Origin of the sequence: Gilliamella sp. B2969 (assembly GCF_026536195.1) — a bacterium.
Lineage (GTDB): Bacteria > Pseudomonadota > Gammaproteobacteria > Enterobacterales > Orbaceae > Gilliamella.
The window spans coordinates 96,000-115,775 of sequence record NZ_JAFNOP010000006.1 but is presented as its reverse complement, the minus strand read 5'-3'; the positions used below and the strand labels follow the sequence as shown (position 1 = coordinate 115,775).

Genomic DNA, 19,776 nt, shown 5'->3' with positions numbered 1-19,776 from the left:
TTTGACAATATGAATACATCAATAAATGAAGCAAATCAAGCTATTATTGAACGAATTAAAGCGGCTAGGCCTCATTGGATTGGCGTAGTTGCAGCAAAAGAAGCGGTACCAACGTTAGCACAAGGACAAAAATTATTGCATGCTGGCCCACCTATTGTTTGGACTGATATGACAGGACCAATGCAAGGTGCTTGTATTGGTGCCTGTTTATTTGAAGGTTGGGCGAAAGACGAAAATGAAGCTTTACAGTTATTACAGTCAGGTAAAGTAGAATTTATTCCTTGTCATTCAGTCAATGCCGTTGGTCCAATGGGCGGAATTACCTCTGCTAATATGCCAATGGTTGTTGTTGAGAATGTTACTCATGGTAACCGAGCATACTGTAATTTGAACGAAGGCATTGGTAAAGTCATGCGCTTTGGTGCTTATGGTGAAGAAGTCTTAAATCGTCATCGTTGGATGAAAGAATCATTAGGTCCAGCATTAAATGATGCACTTAAACTATTTGATAAAGGCATTGATTTAACTGCATTGATGGCGCAAGCCATTACTATGGGAGATGAATTTCACCAACGTAATATTGCCGCTTCTGCATTATTATTACGTACATTGTCACCAAAATTAGCTGTACTTAAACGTAGTCAAGAAGAGATGGCAAAAATCTTTGATTTTTTAAGTGTCACAGATCAATTTTTCTTGAATTTAGCAATGGCATTTTGTAAATCCGTAATGGATAGTGCCGCCCAGATTCAAGCTGGTACTATTGTTACAGCGATGACACGTAATGGTAAAGATTTTGGTATTAAAGTTAGTGGTCTTGGTGATCAGTGGTTTACCGCTCCAGTAAATACACCTCAAGGACTATTTTTTACCGGTTATTCACAGCAAGATGCTAATCCCGATATTGGTGACAGTGCTATAACTGAAACTTTTGGTATTGGAGGCGCCGCAATGGTTGCTGCGCCAGGTGTTACGCGATTTGTTGGTGCTGGTGGTGCTGATGTTGCGTATGAGGTATCAGAAGAGATGAGCGAAATATTTTTAGAACATAACATGCTATTTCAAATACCATCTTGGAATTTTCAGGGCTGCTGTATGGCATTAGATATACGCCGAATTGTTGAAACAGGAATCACACCATTAATCAATACCGGTATTGCTCATAAAAAGGCAGGTGTTGGTCAAATTGGCGCAGGAACAGTGCGTGCACCGTTAGCTTGTTTTGAAAAAGCACTAGAAGCACTGGCTAAAAAGCTCGAAGTATAATTTATGAACATTATGCATGCTAATGGCAATCGATTAAATCAACATATTGATAATTGCTTATTAAACTCGAGTTTTACGCTGAAAAATCGTTATAGCTGCATGTTATCGAATCAAAATTACTTACATAAAATTAAGCCTTTGCTTGTTAGTGCGCATGCGCCAACAATCGAAGGTGCTTTATCGTTATTTAGTTTACATCAGCACACGATTAATTTAATTAATACGCATCAGCAGTTAATTGCGCTTCATCGATATGCAAGTGGCATATCACCAATGGGGTGGGTGCTTAAATCTGAAGATTTTGATTATATTAAATCGGTTTTATTAAACAATGAATTCAAAATAGATCAACTCATGAATGGTGATTTGATTTGCGGTGATATTTTAATCATGAATCATACTCATAAATGTCATTTGCAAATCAAACGTGATGAAAAGCTGAGTTTCAATAAACAGTCTATTGTACAGCTATTACAACACGTCGATTATCCGACTGGATTGTTTGGCAATTTGAAAGATAATATTATTGATAAATCGCCACCGCAACTTGATTTATTGTGTGGTAAAATTAAACAATTGATGGATGGACAAGTTGTTGACATTACACCATTTATCGGTTTAGGCCCAGGTTTAACACCTAGTATGGATGATATTTTAGTGGGGATTCTCGCGGTCATTTCAAGCGATGTTCGTTTTGTCGGTAAATTAAGTCAACTAAAGCATGGCTTGTCAGCGTTATCTTTAAATTCTTTAACAACGTTAATTAGTGCATCTTTTCTCAATTATGCATTAGAAGGTAAGTTTTCGTTATTAGTACTACAGATGGTTAAGGCGCTTAACCAAAATAGGTTAGATCATTCATCAATAAATAAATTATTAAATTATGGTCATACCTCTGGCGCTGATCTTTTACTTGGTATGTGGTTAGGCATTGATCGTTTTATTTTAGAGGATTGAATCATGTTAGATACTGAAACAATGCGAACATTTACCAAAGTCGTTGAATGTAATAGTTTTTCAAAGGCGGCTAAATTACTTTATAAAACGCCAGCAGCAATTAGTTATCGCATTAAATCATTAGAAACTGACTTAAATACCCAATTATTTGAACGGACCACGCGATCGGTTTCGCTTACCTTGGCAGGTCAACATCTTTATGAACATTGTAGTCAATGGTTGCTTTGGTTATCGACCATGCCCGATGAGCTCCAGCAAATCCGTGATGGTGTTGAGCGTAAAGTCAATGTAACAATTAATAATTTATTATATGATGTTGAAGCCGTAACAGAATTGTTGGCCCATTTAAAAGAGAAATTCCCTTTTACCAATTTTAACTTTACTCGCCAAGTTTATATGGGGGTTTGGGATTCATTATTGCATGGCGAATGCCATCTTGCGATTGGTGCTACCGGTACTGAATCGCTAGATAATATGATCAATATTTTTCCGTTAGGCGAAGTAAGTTGGATTTTTGTTGCCGCTAAAAATCATCCGGTAACACAAATTGAGGGGCCATTATCTAATGAATCATTACGAAAATTCCCAGCCATTAACGTTGAAGATACTTCAGTACATATGAATAAACGCGTAGCTTGGTTATTACCGAGTCAATCAGAAATTATTGTACCGAATATTTCGACCAAATTAGCTTGTCATTTAAAAGGTCTTGGCATTGGATTTTTACCAAAATCGATTTGCCAACCCTATTTAGATTCAGGCGATTTAATTGCTTGCCAAGTGGTTAACGAACGAAAACCCTCTCCATTATCACTAGCTTGGAAAAAAGCTCATATGGGAAAGGTTATGAGTGAAATTGTTAATTTATTCAAATTTCATCATCCTTTAGCAAATAATTTTTTAAAAAATATTGATAAAAAACGATAAATCACTATGCCGTGTGATTATTGAAATAATTAAATATAAACAAAGGAAAAAATAAATGTTAGACCTAAACAAATATGATCAAATTAATCCGCCTACGCGGTTACTTATGGGTCCTGGTCCAATTAACGCAGATCCACGCGTGACAAGAGCAATGGCTGCTCCATTAATTGGTCAATTTGATCCTGTTATGACTGATTATATGAATCAAACCATGGAACTTTATCGAGAAATTTTCAAAACTAAAAATGAGCAAACATTTGTTATTGATGGTACCGCTCGTGCAGGTATTGAAGCGGTGCTTGTTTCTACCATTCGTCCTGGTGATAAAGTTTTAGTGCCTGTTTTTGGTCGTTTCGGTTTATTACTTTGTGAAATAGCTCACCGTTGCCGAGCAGAGGTGCATACCATTGAAGTCCCATGGGGTGAAGTTTTTGATCCAAATGTGATTGAAGATGCCATTAAAAAAATCAAACCTCGCTTATTACTTTGCGTACAAGGTGATACCTCAACGACATTGTTGCAACCATTAGATAAGATTGGTGAAATTTGTCGTCGGCATGGCGTATTATCTTATGTTGATGCCACTGCATCTATTGTTGGTAATGAACTTGAAGTCGATAAATGGCAGTTAGATGGTGTTTCGGTCAGCTTACAAAAATGTCTTAGTGGCCCTCCTGGTGTTGCTCCATTAACGTTAAGCCCACAAATGGTTGATATCATTCAAGCACGAAAATGTGTGGAATTGGGTATTCGAGCAGATGGCGACAGCAGTGGTAGTGACGAAATTATTTATTCTAACTATTTCGATATTGACATGATCATCCGTTATTGGGGGGCTGAACGTATCAATCATCATACTGAAGCAACATCGATGCTTTATGCTGCCCGAGAATGTGCGCGCATTGTTTTACAAGAAGGATTAGACAATGTTATTGAGCGTCACCGTGTTAATGGTGCGGCAATGGTTGCAGGATTACAAGCTATGGGACTTGAGCTATTTGGTGATATTTCTCATAAAATGAATAATGTGGTTGGGGTTAAAAAACCAGAACATATTAATGATCTAGAAGTCCGAAACCTCATGTTAAATGATTTTGGCATTGAAATTGGCGCATCTTTTGGTCCACTTAAAGGTAATGTATGGCGTATTGGTACTATGGGATATAACGCTAGAAAGCAATGTGTAATGCAAACGTTAACTGCATTTGAAGCTGTCTTAAACCGTGTAGGCTTTAAAACAACCCAAGGTGCTGGATTACAGGCTGCTTGGGATATCTATCAGAATCATTAATCAATCAATAGTATAATAATAAGCTCACATTTGTGAGCTTTTTTATGTTTAGCTCTACTTTATTTAATACTAAAAAATGAGTTTAACAGTAGTCAAAATAAATCATTAAAACAAAATGTTAATCACATCATGTTTTTAAATTATTATTAATTGATTTAATGTAGTTGTAATGCATTACCAAAGCGTTGGTTGTGCTAGAAAATTTTTTGCTAGTGATTGTGATTAATCAGTAAAAAAACGCAGTACTCTATTATAACTATTAACGTTATTTGTTAATACGCTCTAATATAGTGTTGCAATATTTTGTTCAAAAGTTATTATATTTTTCCCCATTTATTTCAAGGCAGGATAAACAATGATCAAATCTTTTTTTTCACTCATTTTTAGTATTGTCATTTTATTAACAACCAGTTTTTCGTATGCAGATGAGCCAACTTATGTAGTCGGAGCGGGCGGTACATATCGACCATTTGAGTACGAAAATAGCGCAAAACAACTTGAAGGGTTTGATATCGATTTAATTAAAGCCATTGCAGATGTTCAACATTTTAAAATTAAATTAATTAATACACCATGGGAAGGTATTTTTGCTACCTTAGATAATGGTGAACGCGATATTATCATTTCAGGTATTACCATTACCGAAAAACGTAAAAATTCTGTTGATTTTTCTTTACCTTATTTTCCTGCTGAGCAAGTTATTGTGACTCAAAAAGGGTCGAAAATCACATCTATCGCTGATTTGAGCTCTCATTCTGTTGGTGTTGTTAATGGTAGTACAGCTGATGTGGTTGTATCTAAAGTATTAGGAAAAAACAGTACGTCAATTAAACGTTTTGATAACACACCTTTGTTACTGCAAGAATTATATGAAGAAGGCATTAATGCTGCTATTGGCGATGTTGGTGTCGTTAAGTTTTATATCAAAATGCATCCCGGTAAAGAGTTTAATCTGATTTCTGATCAAAATTTTGAGCCGCAATATTTTGGTATTGCTGTTGCAAAAGGTAATGATAAATTGCGCAATATGATTAACCAAGGACTGAAAAAAATTATCGATAATGGCACTTATGCCAACATTTATTCAAAATGGTTTGATAATAATGTTCCAACGTTACCTTTAACCGATAAAGAATAATGTGGATTTTTTATGGCGTTTAATTGGGAAATAATTAATGAGTACTTGCCCTTATTTATAGAAGGGGCAAAAATGACTATTGAATGTACGCTGTTTTGTGTCATTTTAGGTACATTATGGGGATTATTGCTAGGTATTGGTCGCACTGCTTCAGCAAAATATGGGGTTTGGAAATATACATTATATTTTTGTGTACAATGGCCGGTTAGAATATATGTTAGTGCTTTTCGTGGTACGCCATTATTTGTGCAAATTATGGTCGTTCACTTTGTCCTTATGCCTTTGTTAATTAACCCACGAGATGGTTTGCTTGTATCGGATAACTTGATTTCGGTTGATACCGCTCGCTTTTTACGATCTCAATATGGTGCATTTATTTCATGCGTTACAGCCATTACTTTAAATGCTGGTGCTTATATATCAGAAATTTTTAGGGCAGGGATTGAGTCGATTGATAAAGGACAAATGGAAGCTGCACGTTCATTAGGTATGGGATATGGCAGTACCATGCGAAAGGTGATATTACCCCAAGCTTTTCGACGAATGTTACCACCTCTAGGTAATAATGCTATTGCTATTTTGAAAGATTCTTCCCTTGGTGCAGCTATTGGTCTGGCTGATTTAGCTTTCGCTGCAAGAACGTCTGGTGCGGCTTATGGCTCATATACTGAGCCCTACCTCGTCATATCTTTGGTTTATTGGATAATGACATCCTTGCTATCGCTACTGGTTAAATATTTAGAAAAAAGGTTGAGCAAAAGTGATTCACATTAAAAATCTACAAAAGCAATTTGGTGATATCCATGTGTTACGTGGTATTTCGTGTGATATTCAAGAAAAAGAAGTGATCTCGGTAATTGGTCCATCTGGTTCAGGTAAAAGCACTTTTTTACGATGCATCAATGGATTGGAAGATATTACATCAGGTGAAATTGAAGTTAATGGTTTTAAAGTGCACAATCCTAAAACCAATATTAATCAATTACGAGAATCAGTAGGGATGGTGTTTCAGCGCTTTAATCTTTTTCCACATATGACAGTACTGGAAAATCTTATTTTAGCACCTAGAGACGTGAAAAAGATGCCCAAAGATCTGGCGATTAGCAAAGCGGAGAAGTTGTTAACCAAAGTCGGGTTGATTGATAAAATTGATGCTTATCCAAGTCAACTTTCCGGTGGACAACAGCAGCGCGTGGCTATTGCTAGAGCACTTATGATGGATCCTAAAGTAATGTTATTTGATGAACCAACTTCGGCGCTTGATCCCGAATTAGTCGGTGAAGTTTTAGCGGTCATGAAATCACTTGCGCAAGAGGGCATGACAATGATTGTTGTGACTCATGAAATGGGCTTTGCTAAAGAAATGTCTACTCGGGTGATTTTTATTGATCAGGGCATTATTCAAGAACAAGGTTCACCCGATCAAATCTTTAATCATCCACAAAATGAACGAACACAGTTATTTTTAAGTAAAGTTCTATAAAACTTGAAAATAAAAGGCACTAAACGTGATGTGATAATTTTATTTACGCTTATCTATCGCCACCTTAAATAAAAAAACCGTTCTAAGTTGAACGGTTTTTAGTTTAGTTTTTAGCAAGCAGCTAAATTATGCTTTATATTTTTTCATCACAATTGAAGCATTAGTTCCACCAAAACCAAAACTATTTGACATAACAGTTGTCAGTTCACGTTCAGTCGGTTCAGTAATGATATTCATACCAATAGCGGCTTCATCAAGTTCATCAATATTAATGCTTGGTGTAATAAAACCATGCTCTAGCATTAATAGTGAATAAATTAACTCTTGTGCACCGGTGGCGCTTAATGAGTGACCTGTCATTGATTTTGTGGAAGAAATAGCTGGAATATTGTCACCAAACACTTGTTTGATTGCCCAAAGCTCTTTAACATCACCAACTGGTGTTGAAGTACCATGAGTATTGATATAATCAACAGGGACGTCTAAATCTTGAATAGCAAGCTGCATACAACGCATAGCGCCTTCACCAGATGGTGCAACCATGTCATAACCATCCGAAGTCGCACCATAACCGACTAGTTCGCCGTAGATATGTGCACCACGCGCAAGCGCATGTTCTAACTCTTCAACAACTACCATACCGGCGCCACCTGCGATAACAAAACCATCACGGTTTGCATCATAGGCTCTCGATGCTTTTTCTGGCGTATCATTATATTTGGTTGAAAGGGCACCCATTGCATCAAATTCGCAAGACATTTCCCAACAGAGTTCCTCACCACCACCAGCAAAAACAATATCTTGTTTGCCCAATTGAATTAATTCAGCCGCATGACCAATACAGTGTACTGATGTTGCACAAGCAGAAGTCATGGAATAACTTACCCCTTTAATCTTAAATGGCGTTGCTAAACATGCAGAAATTGCCGATGACATTGATTTTGTTACCGCATAAGGACCTACTCCACGTAACCCTTTTTCTTTCATACCTGCAACAACATTATATTGCGTTTTAGTTGAACCACCATAGCCCGCAATAAGACCAGTGCGAGGATTTGATACTTGTTCAGGGGTTAATTTGGCATCTTCTATAGCTTGTTGTAAAGCTAAATAACCATAAATAGAAGCATCATTCATAAAGCGAACAATTTTACGATCGATTAATCCTGTTGTATCTAGTTTTACATTTCCACATACATGGCTACGCATTCCGCTATCTTTCATTTCTTGTGAAAAAGTAATGCCGCTTCGACCTACTTTTAATGATTCTAGAACTTCTTTAGTATTGTTACCGATACTTGATAGAATACCTAACCCAGTAATTACAACACGTTTCATTTAATGCTTTACTCCTAAAATTATCTGGCTTCATATGAAAAATTGATGTGATTATAGCGTACACTTGTAAGCTGAACAATACCTTATTATCTATTTTATTTAAGCTGATGAAAGATAATAATCCGTTTTCATCACAAAGCGTGATTAACTCTACGTTTTTCATTCCGGTTGTTTAGACAATAATTATGATGAATTTACTGATCTGATGAGGTAGATCAAATAAAATTAACCATTATTAAATTGTTGCACACAATAATATAATCCTTATAATACTGTATATAAAAACAGTTATTGTGGTGTGCTATGAATGACAAAATGATTAATAAACTTGAAATATTAGCAGAATCAGCTAAATATGATGTTTCTTGTGCTTCGAGCGGCAGTTCTCGATCAAATAAACATAAAGGTATTGGTAATGCTCATAGTCGAGGTATTTGTCATACTTTTACCGCCGATGGTCGATGTGTTGCATTGCTTAAAATTATGTTGACTAATTACTGTATGTTTGATTGTGCTTACTGTATTAATCGACAGAGTAATGATATTCCAAGAGCGGGTTTTACCCCGAAAGAGTTAGCCCAATTAACAATAGAATTTTATCGTCGTAACTATATAGAAGGGCTATTTTTAAGTTCCGGTATTGTTAGAAGCCCTGACCATACAATGGAAAAAATGATCAAAGTTGTTACCATTTTGCGTAAAGAATATGATTTTAATGGTTATATTCATATGAAAGCGATACCCGGAGCAAGTAATGATTTGATTAAACAAGCTGGATTATTAGTTGATCGAATGAGTGTTAATTTAGAAATTCCAACAGAAAAAAATCTTAAATTATTGGCACCAGACAAAGATCATCAAACCATTTATCAACCCATGCGCCATATCCAACAAAATCTATTGGAAAATGTGGAAGATCGTAAAAGAATAAAATCGACTCCCAAATTTGTACCCGCAGGTCAAAGTACCCAACTGATTATTGGCGCAACGGATGAATCGGATAATCAAATCTTACAATTGACCGCTAAGTTATATAAAAGACCCAGCATGAAGCGTGTTTACTATTCAGGATTTGTGCCAGTAAATAGCTATGATAAAAGGTTACCTGTATTACAAGACGTGCCTAGAGTTCGCGAAAATCGATTGTATCAAGCTGACTGGCTTTTGCGTTTTTATGGTTTTAATGTGGATGAGATTGTGAATGACAGTTATCCGGATCTCGATTTGACAGTTGATCCTAAATTATCGTGGGCAATACGTAATCCACAATTTTTTCCGGTAGATATTAATTACGATAGCTATCAAAAAATTTTACGCGTTCCCGGTATTGGTGTTAAATCGGCCAAACTTATTGTTATGGCAAGGCGCCATCGAAAACTTAATTTAGCAGCACTTAAACGCATAGGGGTAGTTTTGAAGCGTGCACAGTTTTTTATCATTTGTCATGAGATGCGAGAATTCAAGTTACTCGACTCTTCAGCTGAATATATTCGTCTTTCTTTACAAGAACCGCCTTTGTTAGAAGCGAAAGCCGCTTCTTTACCTCAGCAATTAGTCATGGGGTTTTAGTTGATGATAGTCTTTTATTATGACAAAACTTTTGAAGGGTTACTTTGTGCCGTGTTTGACATATTCAAGTTAAAAAAAATGCCAGAGTGTTTATTGCTTGAAGGCGATGTAGCCCCTTTATTAGCGTCAGAAACGCATGTAGTTGAATTTCGTAATAGCAAATACGAACGGGTACAACTAGCACTCGAAAAAAAAATTTCCAAAATCGCACTTAATCAGTTGTTGTATGTTTGGTTATCTGAACTTCCTGAAAGTGACTTAATTATTTTGCGCTATATCTGTAAAGTTTTTCAATCAACACATTCAATTGAGACCGATTTTGGCGATCCTGATGTGCTAACTGTGCATGATATCGCTAAAAAAGTGAGTCGCGAAAAGCATCATTTAGTGCAGTTTGTACGATTTAATGCGATAAATAATCCAATAAGCGCCAGTGAAAATAGTTTAAGTGAAAAAATTTATTTTGCGGTCATTGCACCCATTTATAATGCATTACCCTTAGTGTTAAATTTTTTTCAAGATCGTTATGCGGATCAAAAATGGGCGATTTATGATGAGAAGCGGCAATATGGCTATTTTTATAATCTTGAAAAGATTGAACGAATCTCGCTAGCTAATCATGAAGATATCGTTGTTAACAGTATGATCAATCAAGATTATATGACTAAAGATGAACAACTATTCCAAACCATGTGGCTGCGTTATTGTAACGCGCTAACTATTAAAGAAAGAGTGAATCCTAAATTGCAACGTCAACAGATGCCAAAACGATTTTGGCAATATCTACCTGAAATGAAAGGTAAATAAAAAACCGCCAATGTTAGCGGCGGTTTCATTATTTGGTAATAGTGAAAATGGCTATTGTGAATCAATATCGTTAATAAAGCTGTTAATACTCTCTTCACGTTGCTGTTGCTTTTCTTCGTCCACTTTGCCGCCCGAGGCAATAAAGTCATTACGTTGGAAGTAAGCATTACGCATAAAATTGTATGGGTCATCACTATTTTTAATAAGATCTTCATATTGAATAGCGACAGCACGCGCTTCAATACCATCAAACACACCTCGTACTAACGCCCATTGCCAATCTAACCAAACTAGTGGGGGATAAAGGGTATCAACTAATCCTCCGCCTTCTTCACGTAATGTCGCTGAACCATAGAAAGGTAACACAACGTAAGGACCATAAGGAACATCGTAATGACCTAATACATCACCAAAAGTACGTTTATTGCCTTTTTGTAATTGGGGTTCGACCATACTTGCAACATCAAAAAGACCTGCAACACCAAAAACAGTATTCAAAAAGAATCGAGCTAAATGTGTACCAGCTTTATGCACATCTCCTTGTAAAAGGTTGTTTACCATCGATGCTGGTTCGGAAAGGTTTGATGACACATTAACTATCCCTTTTCGCATAGGCGTAGGGACATAATCTTTCCATACAACAGCGGCAGGGCGTAAAACATAGGGGTCAAGCGCGTAGTAGTTTACATTGAACATCGCTTTATTAAATCCTGATAATGGATCACTATAGGTATTGGTTTCTGGTTGATAAGTTGCACAACTAGTAAGCGCCATTACAGAAAACATCATGCCAACGATTCTTTTTTTCATAATATCTTCGACAAAATAATATAAGATTAGAGATGCTGCGATTGTATCATGTTTACTTAAAATAGAAAATTTTTCGTTATTTAATTGGTATTATTGATATAAATTTATTAAAATACACGCCGCTGTGACCTCATAGTTAAATGGATATAACGAGCCCCTCCTAAGGGCTAATTGCAGGTTCGATTCCTGCTGGGGTCAAATTTTGATAAGAATATAACGATTTTAAAAAGCGTTTTTATTGAAAGTTTTACGATAAAATCTAAATAGAACCTCAACGACTGACTAAATTATATAATATCCTATATTACAAGGATTTATGCATATAAAAGCACTCAATATTGATGGGTCAGTCGAGTCTACTTTTTCTCGATTTCAATCCTCTAATATATATCCGATAACTAAAATCGCTCTAATTGAACTGTTATATTATTTAGCATGAAATAGCCAAAAAATAGCTATTTATTTGTACAAGGATATAACTGTTATTTACGTGGCACTGTAAATTTTTATTTTTTATTAAGTTAAAATAGATTCGTTTAACTATCCGATTAATTATTATTTAACTCCAGGAAACGAATCGACATACTGAATAGTAAAATCAGGAAAAGAATCGACTATCTGTATTTTGTAATTTGGAAAACTATCGACTATTTTCCACTCTCCGGGTTTATTTGCAAAACCATTCGTTTTTTTGACCCGCAGATCGGGAAAACTTTTCACGACTTTCACCCTGTAATCGGGGAATGAATCAACAAATTTTATTTTTCCATAGATTTTTGACACATCGGGTTTTGCCTGTAGCATAAATGGAATCAGAATTAATATAATTGTTTTGATAACTATTTTCATAAAATTTCCTTTAATTTATAAAGTAAGTGTTGTTATCACTATATCTATTAATAAATATTATAATTAAAATATATCAAATGTGTTATTAAACAGATGTTAGACATGGTGTTAAATTGCGTTGAGTTAAATCAATAAGCATCTAGCACTAATTTGTTTATATTTATTTGGTTGTTGTTGATCCTTATTTAATTATAACGGCAATGAGTAAACTTTATTACAGTCTAGTAAAATCTTGCTGTCAGCTTAATAGGTTTAACAATTTTATCTTGCAGTTAATGGTCATGATTAATATTGTCTTTAATTAAGAGATATAATTTATCATTTTAATATGGCGATGTGATTTTTGGAGTTTTAATACGATACTTTTTACTCTAAATAACTACTTCAAATAATCAATCCTTATACTATACCGGATATTAAAGATTTTTTTATTATTAAATTTATTCATAACACGTTATATTATGCGCCTCAAAAAATTATAAGAGACATCATTATGAAAATATTTTTAAAGGTACTATCCCTTATTAGTTTGATTAGTTTACCATTATATAGTCAGGCAAAATTACCAGAATCAATTAAAATTGGTTCAGATACTTCCTATGCCCCATTCGATTTTATTGACGCAAATGGTGAAATTACAGGTTTTAATATTGAAATAACAAAGGCACTTTGTGCTAAAGCAAATATTGAATGTGTCTTTAAAACTACTGATTTTGATGCACTGATTCCTTCACTTTTATCGAGAAAGATTGATATGATTTCGTCATCTTTGATGATGACCGAAAAACGTAAAAAGCAGATTGCGTTTTCTGATGAAATTTTTGTGACTAATTCAAGATTAATCACAAAAGAAGGTGCCAATATTATGCCTACAGTTGAATCTTTAAAAGGTAAGCGAGTAGGTGTTGAACAAGGTACTTCGCAAGAACATTTTGCTAATGAAGTTTGGCGTCCAAACGGTGTGATCATTGTCCCTTATCAAAATCAATTACAAGTGTTTTCTGATTTAGTGGCGGGGCGTTTAGATGCGTCATTACAAGATGAGGTAACCGGTAGTTATGCATTTTTAAAACAACCGCAAGGAAAAGGTTTTGCGTTTGCAGGCAACGCATTAACCGATAAAACGTATTTCGATGTTGGGGTAGGGTTAGGCTTCCGTAAAAATGATACTGAATTACGAGAGGCTTTTAATAAGGCTCTTGTTGAGATTCTAAATGATGGTACCTATAAAAAAATCAATGATAAATACTTTGATTTTAGTGTTTATGGCAATAAAAAATAATTAAGTAATGCAAGGTTATATTCCGCTTATTTTGCAAGGTGCTTTAATTACCATTGGACTAGCAATCACTTCGTTGATTGTGGCTGTATTACTTGGTGTGATTTGTGCTTTAGGCAAAATGTCTAAAATAAAATTACTACGATTACTTTGTCAGGCTTATACCTCTTTAATTCGAGGTGTGCCTGATTTAGTTCTTATGATGCTAATATTTTTTGGATTACAATTTGCGCTCAATAATATTACCGATTTTTTTAATATGGATATTATCGAAATTAATCCTTTTGTAGCTGGAATGATTACGTTAGGTTTTATTTACGGCGCCTATTTTACTGAAACCTTCCGAGGTGCTTATCAGTCAGTATCGAAAAACACCTTGAATGCTGCTATTGCACTTGGATTAAGTCAAACTCAAGTTTTTCGTTATGTTATGTTTCCACTTATGATGCGCTTTGCTTTGCCGGGAATAGCAAATAACTGGTTGGTTGTTTTAAAATCAACTGCGTTGGTTTCGTTATTAGGTTTATTTGATTTAGTTAAAGCAACAAAAACGGTAGGCGAAGCAACGTATCAACCACTATTATTTGCTTTAATCGCTGGCGCGTTTTATCTGTTTTTCACCACTATTTCAAATCTTGCTTTGTGGTGGCTTGAAAAGCATTATTCCATTGGTATAACCAAAGCAAAATTATAAACAAAGAGCCTTATCATGTTAGAGATTCTTCAAGACTACTGGAAAGCGTTGTTATGGACAGATGGGTATAATATCACTGGGCTAGCTATGACGCTGTGGATTTTGGTCTTATCGGTTTCCCTTGGCGGTATTTTGTCTTTAGTTTTAGCGGTTGGTCGTAATTCAAAAAATCAATACATCAAGTTACCTATTTGGTGTTTCACCTATGTCTTTCGAGGCACGCCTTTGTATGTTCAATTATTAGTTATCTATACAGGACTTTATACATTGAGTTTTGTGCAGAATCATCAATGGGTTAATGATTTTTTTCAAAGTGGCTTAAATTGTACTATTTTAGCGTTTACCTTAAATACTTGTGCTTACACCACTGAGGTTATAGCGGGCTCAATGCGTAATGTGCCCGATGGTGAAATTCAAGCGGCAATAGCCTTAGGTTTTAACCGATTTCAATTATATCGATATATTATTTTACCAAGAGCCTTTCGTCTTGCTTTGCCTGCTTACAGTAATGAAGTTATTTTTATGTTGCACTCAACTGCATTAGCATTTACCGCAACCGTTCAAGATGTAATGAAAATTGCTCGTGACATTTATGCTGAAACATATCAACCTTTTCATGCCTTTGGTATTGCTGCGGTTATTTATCTTTGTGTTAGTTTTACATTAATTTGGGGATTTAGAAAATTAGAAAGGCGTTGTTTGGCATATATGCAAATAGATTGGTCTGTAAAAGCTAATTAAATATTCAAAATATTAAGCCATTATTGTATCAATAATGGCTTTGGTAAAATGATCATTTATATAATTAATTAGCTGCTGGGTAGCCATAGTCTTCGGTATGATCTTCATGATCTGAAGAACCCGGTAACGCTCTGGTGCGATCGATTGGTACATAGCTCCCACTTGGTGTTTCGATCTGACATTCTTCTAAATAGATTGAGTACTTGGTATTAGCATGCATACTCACACCTCTAAAGTAACAATGTGTCGCATTATATAAGTCGTTACGACAGAGCACGGCTATGACTAGCCAAACGGCAACAATCGCTAATGCTACCCATTTTAAGTGTCGCCAAATAAACGACCAAAAGCCTTGTCCACGAAATCGACAATAAGCAAATATAAGTAAAAAAATCGCAACAAATCCTAAAAATTCATATAACCAAAATAGCCACATGTTGTTATCTCCTAAGCAATAATTAGTTGCTATTTTATACTAACTTTTTATTTACATCCATGACCCATTACGAATAATACCTACAGCAATACCTTCAATAGCAAAGCTCTGTTGTTCTAAATCAACTTCAATAGGTGAAAAGTCTTCATTTTCGGCCAGTAAGTGTACATGTTTACCATGGCGAGATAGTCTTTTAACGGTGACTTCATCATCAATTCGTGCAACTACCACTTGGCCATTTTTTACATCTTGGGTTTTGTGCACGGCAAGTAAGTCACCATCTAATATACCAATATCTTTCATTGACATACCGTGAACCCTTAATAAAAAGTCAGCTTGGGGTTTGAATACAGAAGGATCGATTTGATAATGACTTTCAATATGTTCTTGCGCTAGGATAGGTGAGCCGGCAGCCACTTGCCCAATAAGTGGAAGACCTTCAAAATCATGTTGATCATCGGACGTTTCGAGCAGTAGACGAATACCACGAGATGAACCAGCTATCATTTCAATCGCCCCTTTTTTAGCTAAAGCTTTCAAATGTTCTTCAGCCGCATTAGCGGAGCGAAATCCTAATTTTTGCGCAATTTCAGCGCGTGTTGGTGGCATGCCAGTTGTTTGAATATTTTCTTTGATCAAATCGTATATTTGCTGCTGACGTTCTGTTAATGGTCTCATTATCAATTTCCTGTGTTTATATACAGATATATGTGATTATATACAGCTAATACTATAAAACCAACAGTTTTGTTGATTTTATTTTTTATTGGTTGATCAATTTTTCAATATGTTGATAACTTGTTCATTTGGATAAAATCAAGTTCTATTGAAAAAGATAAATTTTGTTTTATTCCAATAGTGATCATTTTTATCATCTTAACTTAATTTTTTTATGTTGGTTTGCAATAAGTGATTTTTATTAAAAAAATTATAATATTCTGAATAAAATGTATTTTTTGTTTTTAGGTAAGAAAAATTAGCATATATAATGAGATTCAGTTATATGATATACTAATCATGGTAATTATTAGATCGGAAACTATATTCATGTCTTATATTGTTGCACTTAGTGGTGGTGTTGCCAGTGGTAAAAGTACCATTGCAAATCTTTTTGCACAATTAGGTGTGCCGATTATTGATGCTGATGTTATTGCTAGGCAAGTTGTTCAGATTGGAACTGATGCTTATCTTGAAATTGTTAAACATTTTAGCCAGGAAATCTTATTACCTGATGGTGAATTGGATCGCAGTCAATTGCGGGAAATTATCTTTAATAATTCGCATGAAAGGCTTTGGTTAAACCACTTATTACATCCGATTATTCAACAAAAAACGCAGGAACAAATTGCAAAACAGACTGCGGTTTATGTAATTTGGGTGGTGCCACTTTTGATTGAAAATAATTTACATCACTTAGCTGATCGAGTTTTGATGATCGATATTCCGAAAGCACTACAATTACAGCGTCTGGTTCAAAGAGATAATATTGATATAGCGTTAGCTCAAAAAATGATTCAATCTCAAGTTTCTGGTGAAAAACGATTATCCTATGCTGATGATATAATCATCAATAATGGTGATTTAGCTTGTTTGACTGAGCAAGTAAATGAATTACATCAACAATACTTAAATAACCTTAAAATTAATAATGGATAAGTATGGATAAGATTATTTTTGAACATCCACTAAATGAAAAGATGCGTACCTGGTTACGTGTTGAATTTTTATTAAAACAATTAGATCTACATTGTCATTTTGATCAAAATAATGCGTTACTTTTTTTTCATGCACTGTCTGAGTTATTAGAAATTATTGAACGTAATGATGTTAGAAGTGATTTGATTAAAGAAATCGAGTCTCAAAAACAAAAACTATCTTCTTGGTTAAATATTGAAGGCGTTGATCAAGAGTTAATAACCGAATTACTTAATAAATTTGATCATTATTTACTAAAATTTAATACAGCACCTCGATTAGGGCAAGCATTGAAAGATGATCGTTTTATTACCTCAATTCGCCAACGCTTAATGATTCCTGGCGGGTGCTGTAGTTTTGATCTTCCCTCTTTCTATCTGTGGTTAAAACAATCAGCAGAAAAACGAGATAGACAAGTACAAAGTTGGTTGCAGCATCTTGCTATTTTAAATGAATCGCTCTCATCATGTATGCAGTTGATACGCCAACTTGGCGAATTTAAATTATTCACTTGTGCCAATAATTTTTTTCAAGAAACCAATGGTGACATTAACCTTATTCGTATTCGTGTTTCGTTAGATAAAAATGTTTATCCACAAGTATCGGGTCATATGTCGCGTTATAGTATTCGATTTATTCCGCTTGAAGCTTGTGATAATACGAGTACCGATACGATAGAATTTGAATTAGCGTGCTGTTAATAGCATAAAATTAAAGAGTCAAAATGAACAAAAAAATAATGCAATTTGTGAAATGTCCAACATGTCAAAAAGAGGTGGAATGGTCGGAAAAAAGTTTATTTAGACCATTTTGTAGCAAACGTTGTCAGCTTATTGATTTGGGCGAGTGGGCAGCAGAAGAACATCGAATTCCCGATAAAGAAATCACAGAACACGATCTTTGGAGTGAAGATAATCTTTCTGATTTAATAGGAAAACATTAATGAAAGTGCTTGGTATTGAAACGTCTTGTGATGAAACTGGAATTGCTGTTTATGACGATCAATCTGGTCTATTAGCTAATCAACTTTACTCGCAAATTAATTTACATGCTGATTATGGTGGTGTCGTGCCTGAGCTTGCATCACGTGATCATATTCGCAAAACGGTACCATTGATTCAAGCCGCGTTAAAACAAGCTAACATAACGGCAGAGGATATTGATGGCGTCGCTTATACAGCAGGGCCCGGGTTAATTGGCGCTTTAATGGTTGGTGCATCTATCGGCCGTGCGCTTGCTTACGCTTGGAATGTGCCAGCAGTTGCTGTCAATCACATGGAAGGACATTTACTTGCCCCGATGCTGGAAGATAACCCACCAGAATTTCCCTTTGTTGCGTTATTGGTTTCGGGGGGACATACTCAATTAATTAGTGTTACAGGCATAGGTCAATATCAGTTACTCGGTGAATCGATTGATGATGCAGCAGGTGAGGCATTTGACAAAACAGCTAAATTATTGGGACTTGATTACCCCGGTGGAGCGAAGCTTTCAAAACTAGGAGAGCAGGGGATTGCAAATCGATTCTATTTTCCTAGGCCAATGACCGATCGGCCTGGATTGGATTTTAGTTTTTCAGGACTCAAAACCGCTGCTGCTAACATCATTCATCAAAACACTTGTGATGGCACTATTGATTTACAAACTAAGTCTGATATTGCTCGAGCTTTTGAAGATGCATTGGTCGACACCTTAGTAATTAAGTCACGTAGAGCTCTTGATGAAACAGGCTTTAATCGACTAGTTATTGCCGGCGGCGTTAGCGCCAATAAAACATTACGTCAACAATTATCGGTATTGATGAAAAACCGCAAAGGACAAGTTTATTATCCGAGATTAGAATTTTGTACAGATAATGGGGCTATGATTGCTTATGCAGGAATGGTACATTTAAAGGAAGGGCAGCATAGTGATTTAGCTATTGCGGTGAGACCTAGATGGCCTTTAAGTGCTTTAAAGTAACAATAAGATTGTTTTTAAACGTTAGTTAAAGCTCAATCAAACGATATTTAACAGTAGACAAATGCCTACTGTTAAAATAAACACTACTGTTTGTCGTCACTGTTTTGGTCTTCGTTACTGCTGTTTTGGTTTACGGCTAATTTTTCAATATTACGATTGATATTGAATAACACACAAACTAATTCAAAGCCGATTCTTGCAGAAATAACACCAACAATAAGACCTATGACACCTGTAAAAAATGCGATAAGTCCACCTAAAAAACTGTATTGAAAACTATGGAAACTGGCAATAATGACACCTAATCCACTTAAAACTATTAACACCAATGTTACCCAATAAAGGATAGTGATAATTACTGGTGTGATCATTTTATTGAAAAAGAAAAAATCTACTAATGAAAAACCCTCGGAATTTATAATTTTCTTCATTTTATTTCCTTAATTAAAAATTATTAATGATTATTACTTTTCATTTTAGTTAATAGCGTATACATTTAAGAATAAATAAATGAATAAAGCAATCTATTATTAC

The 19,776-nt window shown here is 35.2% G+C and carries 22 protein-coding genes and 1 tRNA gene; 17 read left to right on the top strand and 6 right to left on the bottom strand.

Features of this window, described 5'->3' with window-relative positions; translation table 11 throughout:
* The first annotated feature begins 9 nt into the window (after positions 1–9).
* The 7 genes from J3U66_RS06940 (at position 10) to J3U66_RS06910 (ending at position 7,062) form a co-directional block, all read left to right on the top strand.
* A complete protein-coding gene (locus J3U66_RS06940; protein ID WP_267332998.1) occupies positions 10–1,266 on the top strand; it encodes a DUF1116 domain-containing protein in 1,257 nt (418 codons plus the stop codon).
* Positions 1,267–1,269: 3 nt separating this feature from the next.
* Complete coding sequence (locus J3U66_RS06935; RefSeq protein WP_267348515.1) at positions 1,270–2,223, top strand: DUF2877 domain-containing protein; 954 nt, start codon at positions 1,270–1,272, stop codon at positions 2,221–2,223.
* Positions 2,224–2,226: 3 nt separating this feature from the next.
* Positions 2,227–3,150, top strand: a complete 924-nt coding sequence (gene allS / locus J3U66_RS06930; protein ID WP_267332996.1) for an HTH-type transcriptional activator AllS — start codon at positions 2,227–2,229, stop codon at positions 3,148–3,150.
* A gap of 55 nt (positions 3,151–3,205) precedes the next feature.
* Complete coding sequence (locus tag J3U66_RS06925) at positions 3,206–4,441, top strand: pyridoxal-phosphate-dependent aminotransferase family protein (RefSeq protein ID WP_267332995.1); 1,236 nt, start codon at positions 3,206–3,208, stop codon at positions 4,439–4,441.
* 355 nt (positions 4,442–4,796) lie between these two features.
* Positions 4,797–5,579 carry a basic amino acid ABC transporter substrate-binding protein gene (locus tag J3U66_RS06920; RefSeq protein ID WP_267348513.1) on the top strand — a complete coding sequence of 261 codons (783 nt, stop codon included), beginning with the start codon at positions 4,797–4,799 and terminating at the stop codon, positions 5,577–5,579.
* A gap of 12 nt (positions 5,580–5,591) precedes the next feature.
* The gene (locus J3U66_RS06915) at positions 5,592–6,353 is read left to right on the top strand and encodes an amino acid ABC transporter permease (RefSeq protein WP_267332993.1); all 762 of its coding nucleotides are present in this window, start codon (positions 5,592–5,594) and stop codon (positions 6,351–6,353) included.
* A complete protein-coding gene (locus J3U66_RS06910; RefSeq protein ID WP_267332992.1) occupies positions 6,340–7,062 on the top strand; it encodes an amino acid ABC transporter ATP-binding protein in 723 nt (240 codons plus the stop codon). Before J3U66_RS06915 ends, J3U66_RS06910 begins: the two co-directional genes overlap by 14 nt.
* A 126-nt stretch (positions 7,063–7,188) precedes the next feature.
* On the opposite strand, the gene fabB is transcribed toward J3U66_RS06910, so the two are convergent.
* Positions 7,189–8,400, bottom strand: coding sequence for a beta-ketoacyl-ACP synthase I (gene fabB / locus J3U66_RS06905; protein WP_267332991.1), 1,212 nt, complete (start codon positions 8,398–8,400; stop codon positions 7,189–7,191).
* 303 nt (positions 8,401–8,703) lie between these two features.
* Here fabB and J3U66_RS06900 point away from each other — a divergent pair, with 303 nt between their 5' ends.
* Both J3U66_RS06900 and J3U66_RS06895 read left to right on the top strand, forming a co-directional pair.
* Positions 8,704–9,969 carry a putative DNA modification/repair radical SAM protein gene (locus J3U66_RS06900; RefSeq protein ID WP_267348511.1) on the top strand — a complete coding sequence of 422 codons (1,266 nt, stop codon included), beginning with the start codon at positions 8,704–8,706 and terminating at the stop codon, positions 9,967–9,969.
* Positions 9,970–9,972: 3 nt separating this feature from the next.
* The gene (locus J3U66_RS06895) at positions 9,973–10,776 is read left to right on the top strand and encodes a TIGR03915 family putative DNA repair protein (protein WP_267332989.1); all 804 of its coding nucleotides are present in this window, start codon (positions 9,973–9,975) and stop codon (positions 10,774–10,776) included.
* Positions 10,777–10,827: 51 nt separating this feature from the next.
* Here J3U66_RS06895 and J3U66_RS06890 read toward each other — a convergent pair whose 3' ends face one another.
* Entirely contained in the window at positions 10,828–11,586 is a 759-nt protein-coding gene (locus tag J3U66_RS06890) for an MlaA family lipoprotein (protein ID WP_267332988.1), read from the bottom strand.
* Between the two features lie 126 nt (positions 11,587–11,712).
* Here J3U66_RS06890 and J3U66_RS06885 point away from each other — a divergent pair.
* Positions 11,713–11,784 (top strand) — tRNA-Arg (locus J3U66_RS06885).
* Positions 11,785–12,141: 357 nt separating this feature from the next.
* Here J3U66_RS06885 and J3U66_RS06880 read toward each other — a convergent pair.
* Positions 12,142–12,390, bottom strand: a complete 249-nt coding sequence (locus J3U66_RS06880) for a hypothetical protein (RefSeq protein WP_065634191.1) — start codon at positions 12,388–12,390, stop codon at positions 12,142–12,144.
* A 538-nt stretch (positions 12,391–12,928) separates the two neighbouring features.
* On the opposite strand from J3U66_RS06880, the gene J3U66_RS06875 reads away from it, so the two are divergent.
* From J3U66_RS06875 to J3U66_RS06865, 3 genes are read left to right on the top strand one after another with little or no spacing between them, the layout of a single operon-like run.
* Positions 12,929–13,717, top strand: coding sequence for a transporter substrate-binding domain-containing protein (locus J3U66_RS06875; RefSeq protein WP_267332986.1), 789 nt, complete (start codon positions 12,929–12,931; stop codon positions 13,715–13,717).
* A 7-nt stretch (positions 13,718–13,724) separates the two neighbouring features.
* Positions 13,725–14,408, top strand: a complete 684-nt coding sequence (locus J3U66_RS06870) for an ABC transporter permease (protein ID WP_267332985.1) — start codon at positions 13,725–13,727, stop codon at positions 14,406–14,408.
* A 15-nt stretch (positions 14,409–14,423) separates the two neighbouring features.
* Positions 14,424–15,149, top strand: a complete 726-nt coding sequence (locus J3U66_RS06865) for an ABC transporter permease (RefSeq protein WP_267332984.1) — start codon at positions 14,424–14,426, stop codon at positions 15,147–15,149.
* Between the two features lie 64 nt (positions 15,150–15,213).
* On the opposite strand, the gene J3U66_RS06860 is transcribed toward J3U66_RS06865, so the two are convergent.
* Together J3U66_RS06860 and lexA are read right to left on the bottom strand one after the other, a co-directional pair.
* The gene (locus J3U66_RS06860; protein ID WP_267332983.1) at positions 15,214–15,585 is read right to left on the bottom strand and encodes a hypothetical protein; all 372 of its coding nucleotides are present in this window, start codon (positions 15,583–15,585) and stop codon (positions 15,214–15,216) included.
* Positions 15,586–15,636: 51 nt separating this feature from the next.
* Positions 15,637–16,263, bottom strand: coding sequence for a transcriptional repressor LexA (gene lexA, locus J3U66_RS06855; protein WP_267332982.1), 627 nt, complete (start codon positions 16,261–16,263; stop codon positions 15,637–15,639).
* A 369-nt stretch (positions 16,264–16,632) separates the two neighbouring features.
* On the opposite strand from lexA, the gene coaE reads away from it, so the two are divergent.
* From coaE to tsaD, 4 genes are read left to right on the top strand one after another with little or no spacing between them, the layout of a single operon-like run.
* On the top strand, positions 16,633–17,241 hold the full coding sequence (gene coaE / locus J3U66_RS06850) for a dephospho-CoA kinase (protein ID WP_267343894.1): 609 nt from the start codon (positions 16,633–16,635) through the stop codon (positions 17,239–17,241).
* A 2-nt stretch (positions 17,242–17,243) separates the two neighbouring features.
* On the top strand, positions 17,244–17,981 hold the full coding sequence (zapD, locus tag J3U66_RS06845; protein WP_267332980.1) for a cell division protein ZapD: 738 nt from the start codon (positions 17,244–17,246) through the stop codon (positions 17,979–17,981).
* Positions 17,982–18,019: 38 nt separating this feature from the next.
* On the top strand, positions 18,020–18,223 hold the full coding sequence (gene yacG / locus J3U66_RS06840; protein ID WP_416379730.1) for a DNA gyrase inhibitor YacG: 204 nt from the start codon (positions 18,020–18,022) through the stop codon (positions 18,221–18,223).
* Positions 18,223–19,242: a tRNA (adenosine(37)-N6)-threonylcarbamoyltransferase complex transferase subunit TsaD gene (tsaD, locus tag J3U66_RS06835; RefSeq protein ID WP_267343896.1), complete on the top strand. Its 1,020-nt coding sequence runs from the start codon at positions 18,223–18,225 to the stop codon at positions 19,240–19,242. The genes yacG and tsaD overlap by 1 nt, the downstream gene beginning before the upstream one ends.
* Before the next feature lie 83 nt (positions 19,243–19,325).
* Here tsaD and J3U66_RS06830 read toward each other — a convergent pair whose 3' ends face one another.
* A complete protein-coding gene (locus J3U66_RS06830) occupies positions 19,326–19,673 on the bottom strand; it encodes a DUF4282 domain-containing protein (protein ID WP_065634591.1) in 348 nt (115 codons plus the stop codon).
* Positions 19,674–19,776 lie beyond the last annotated feature (103 nt).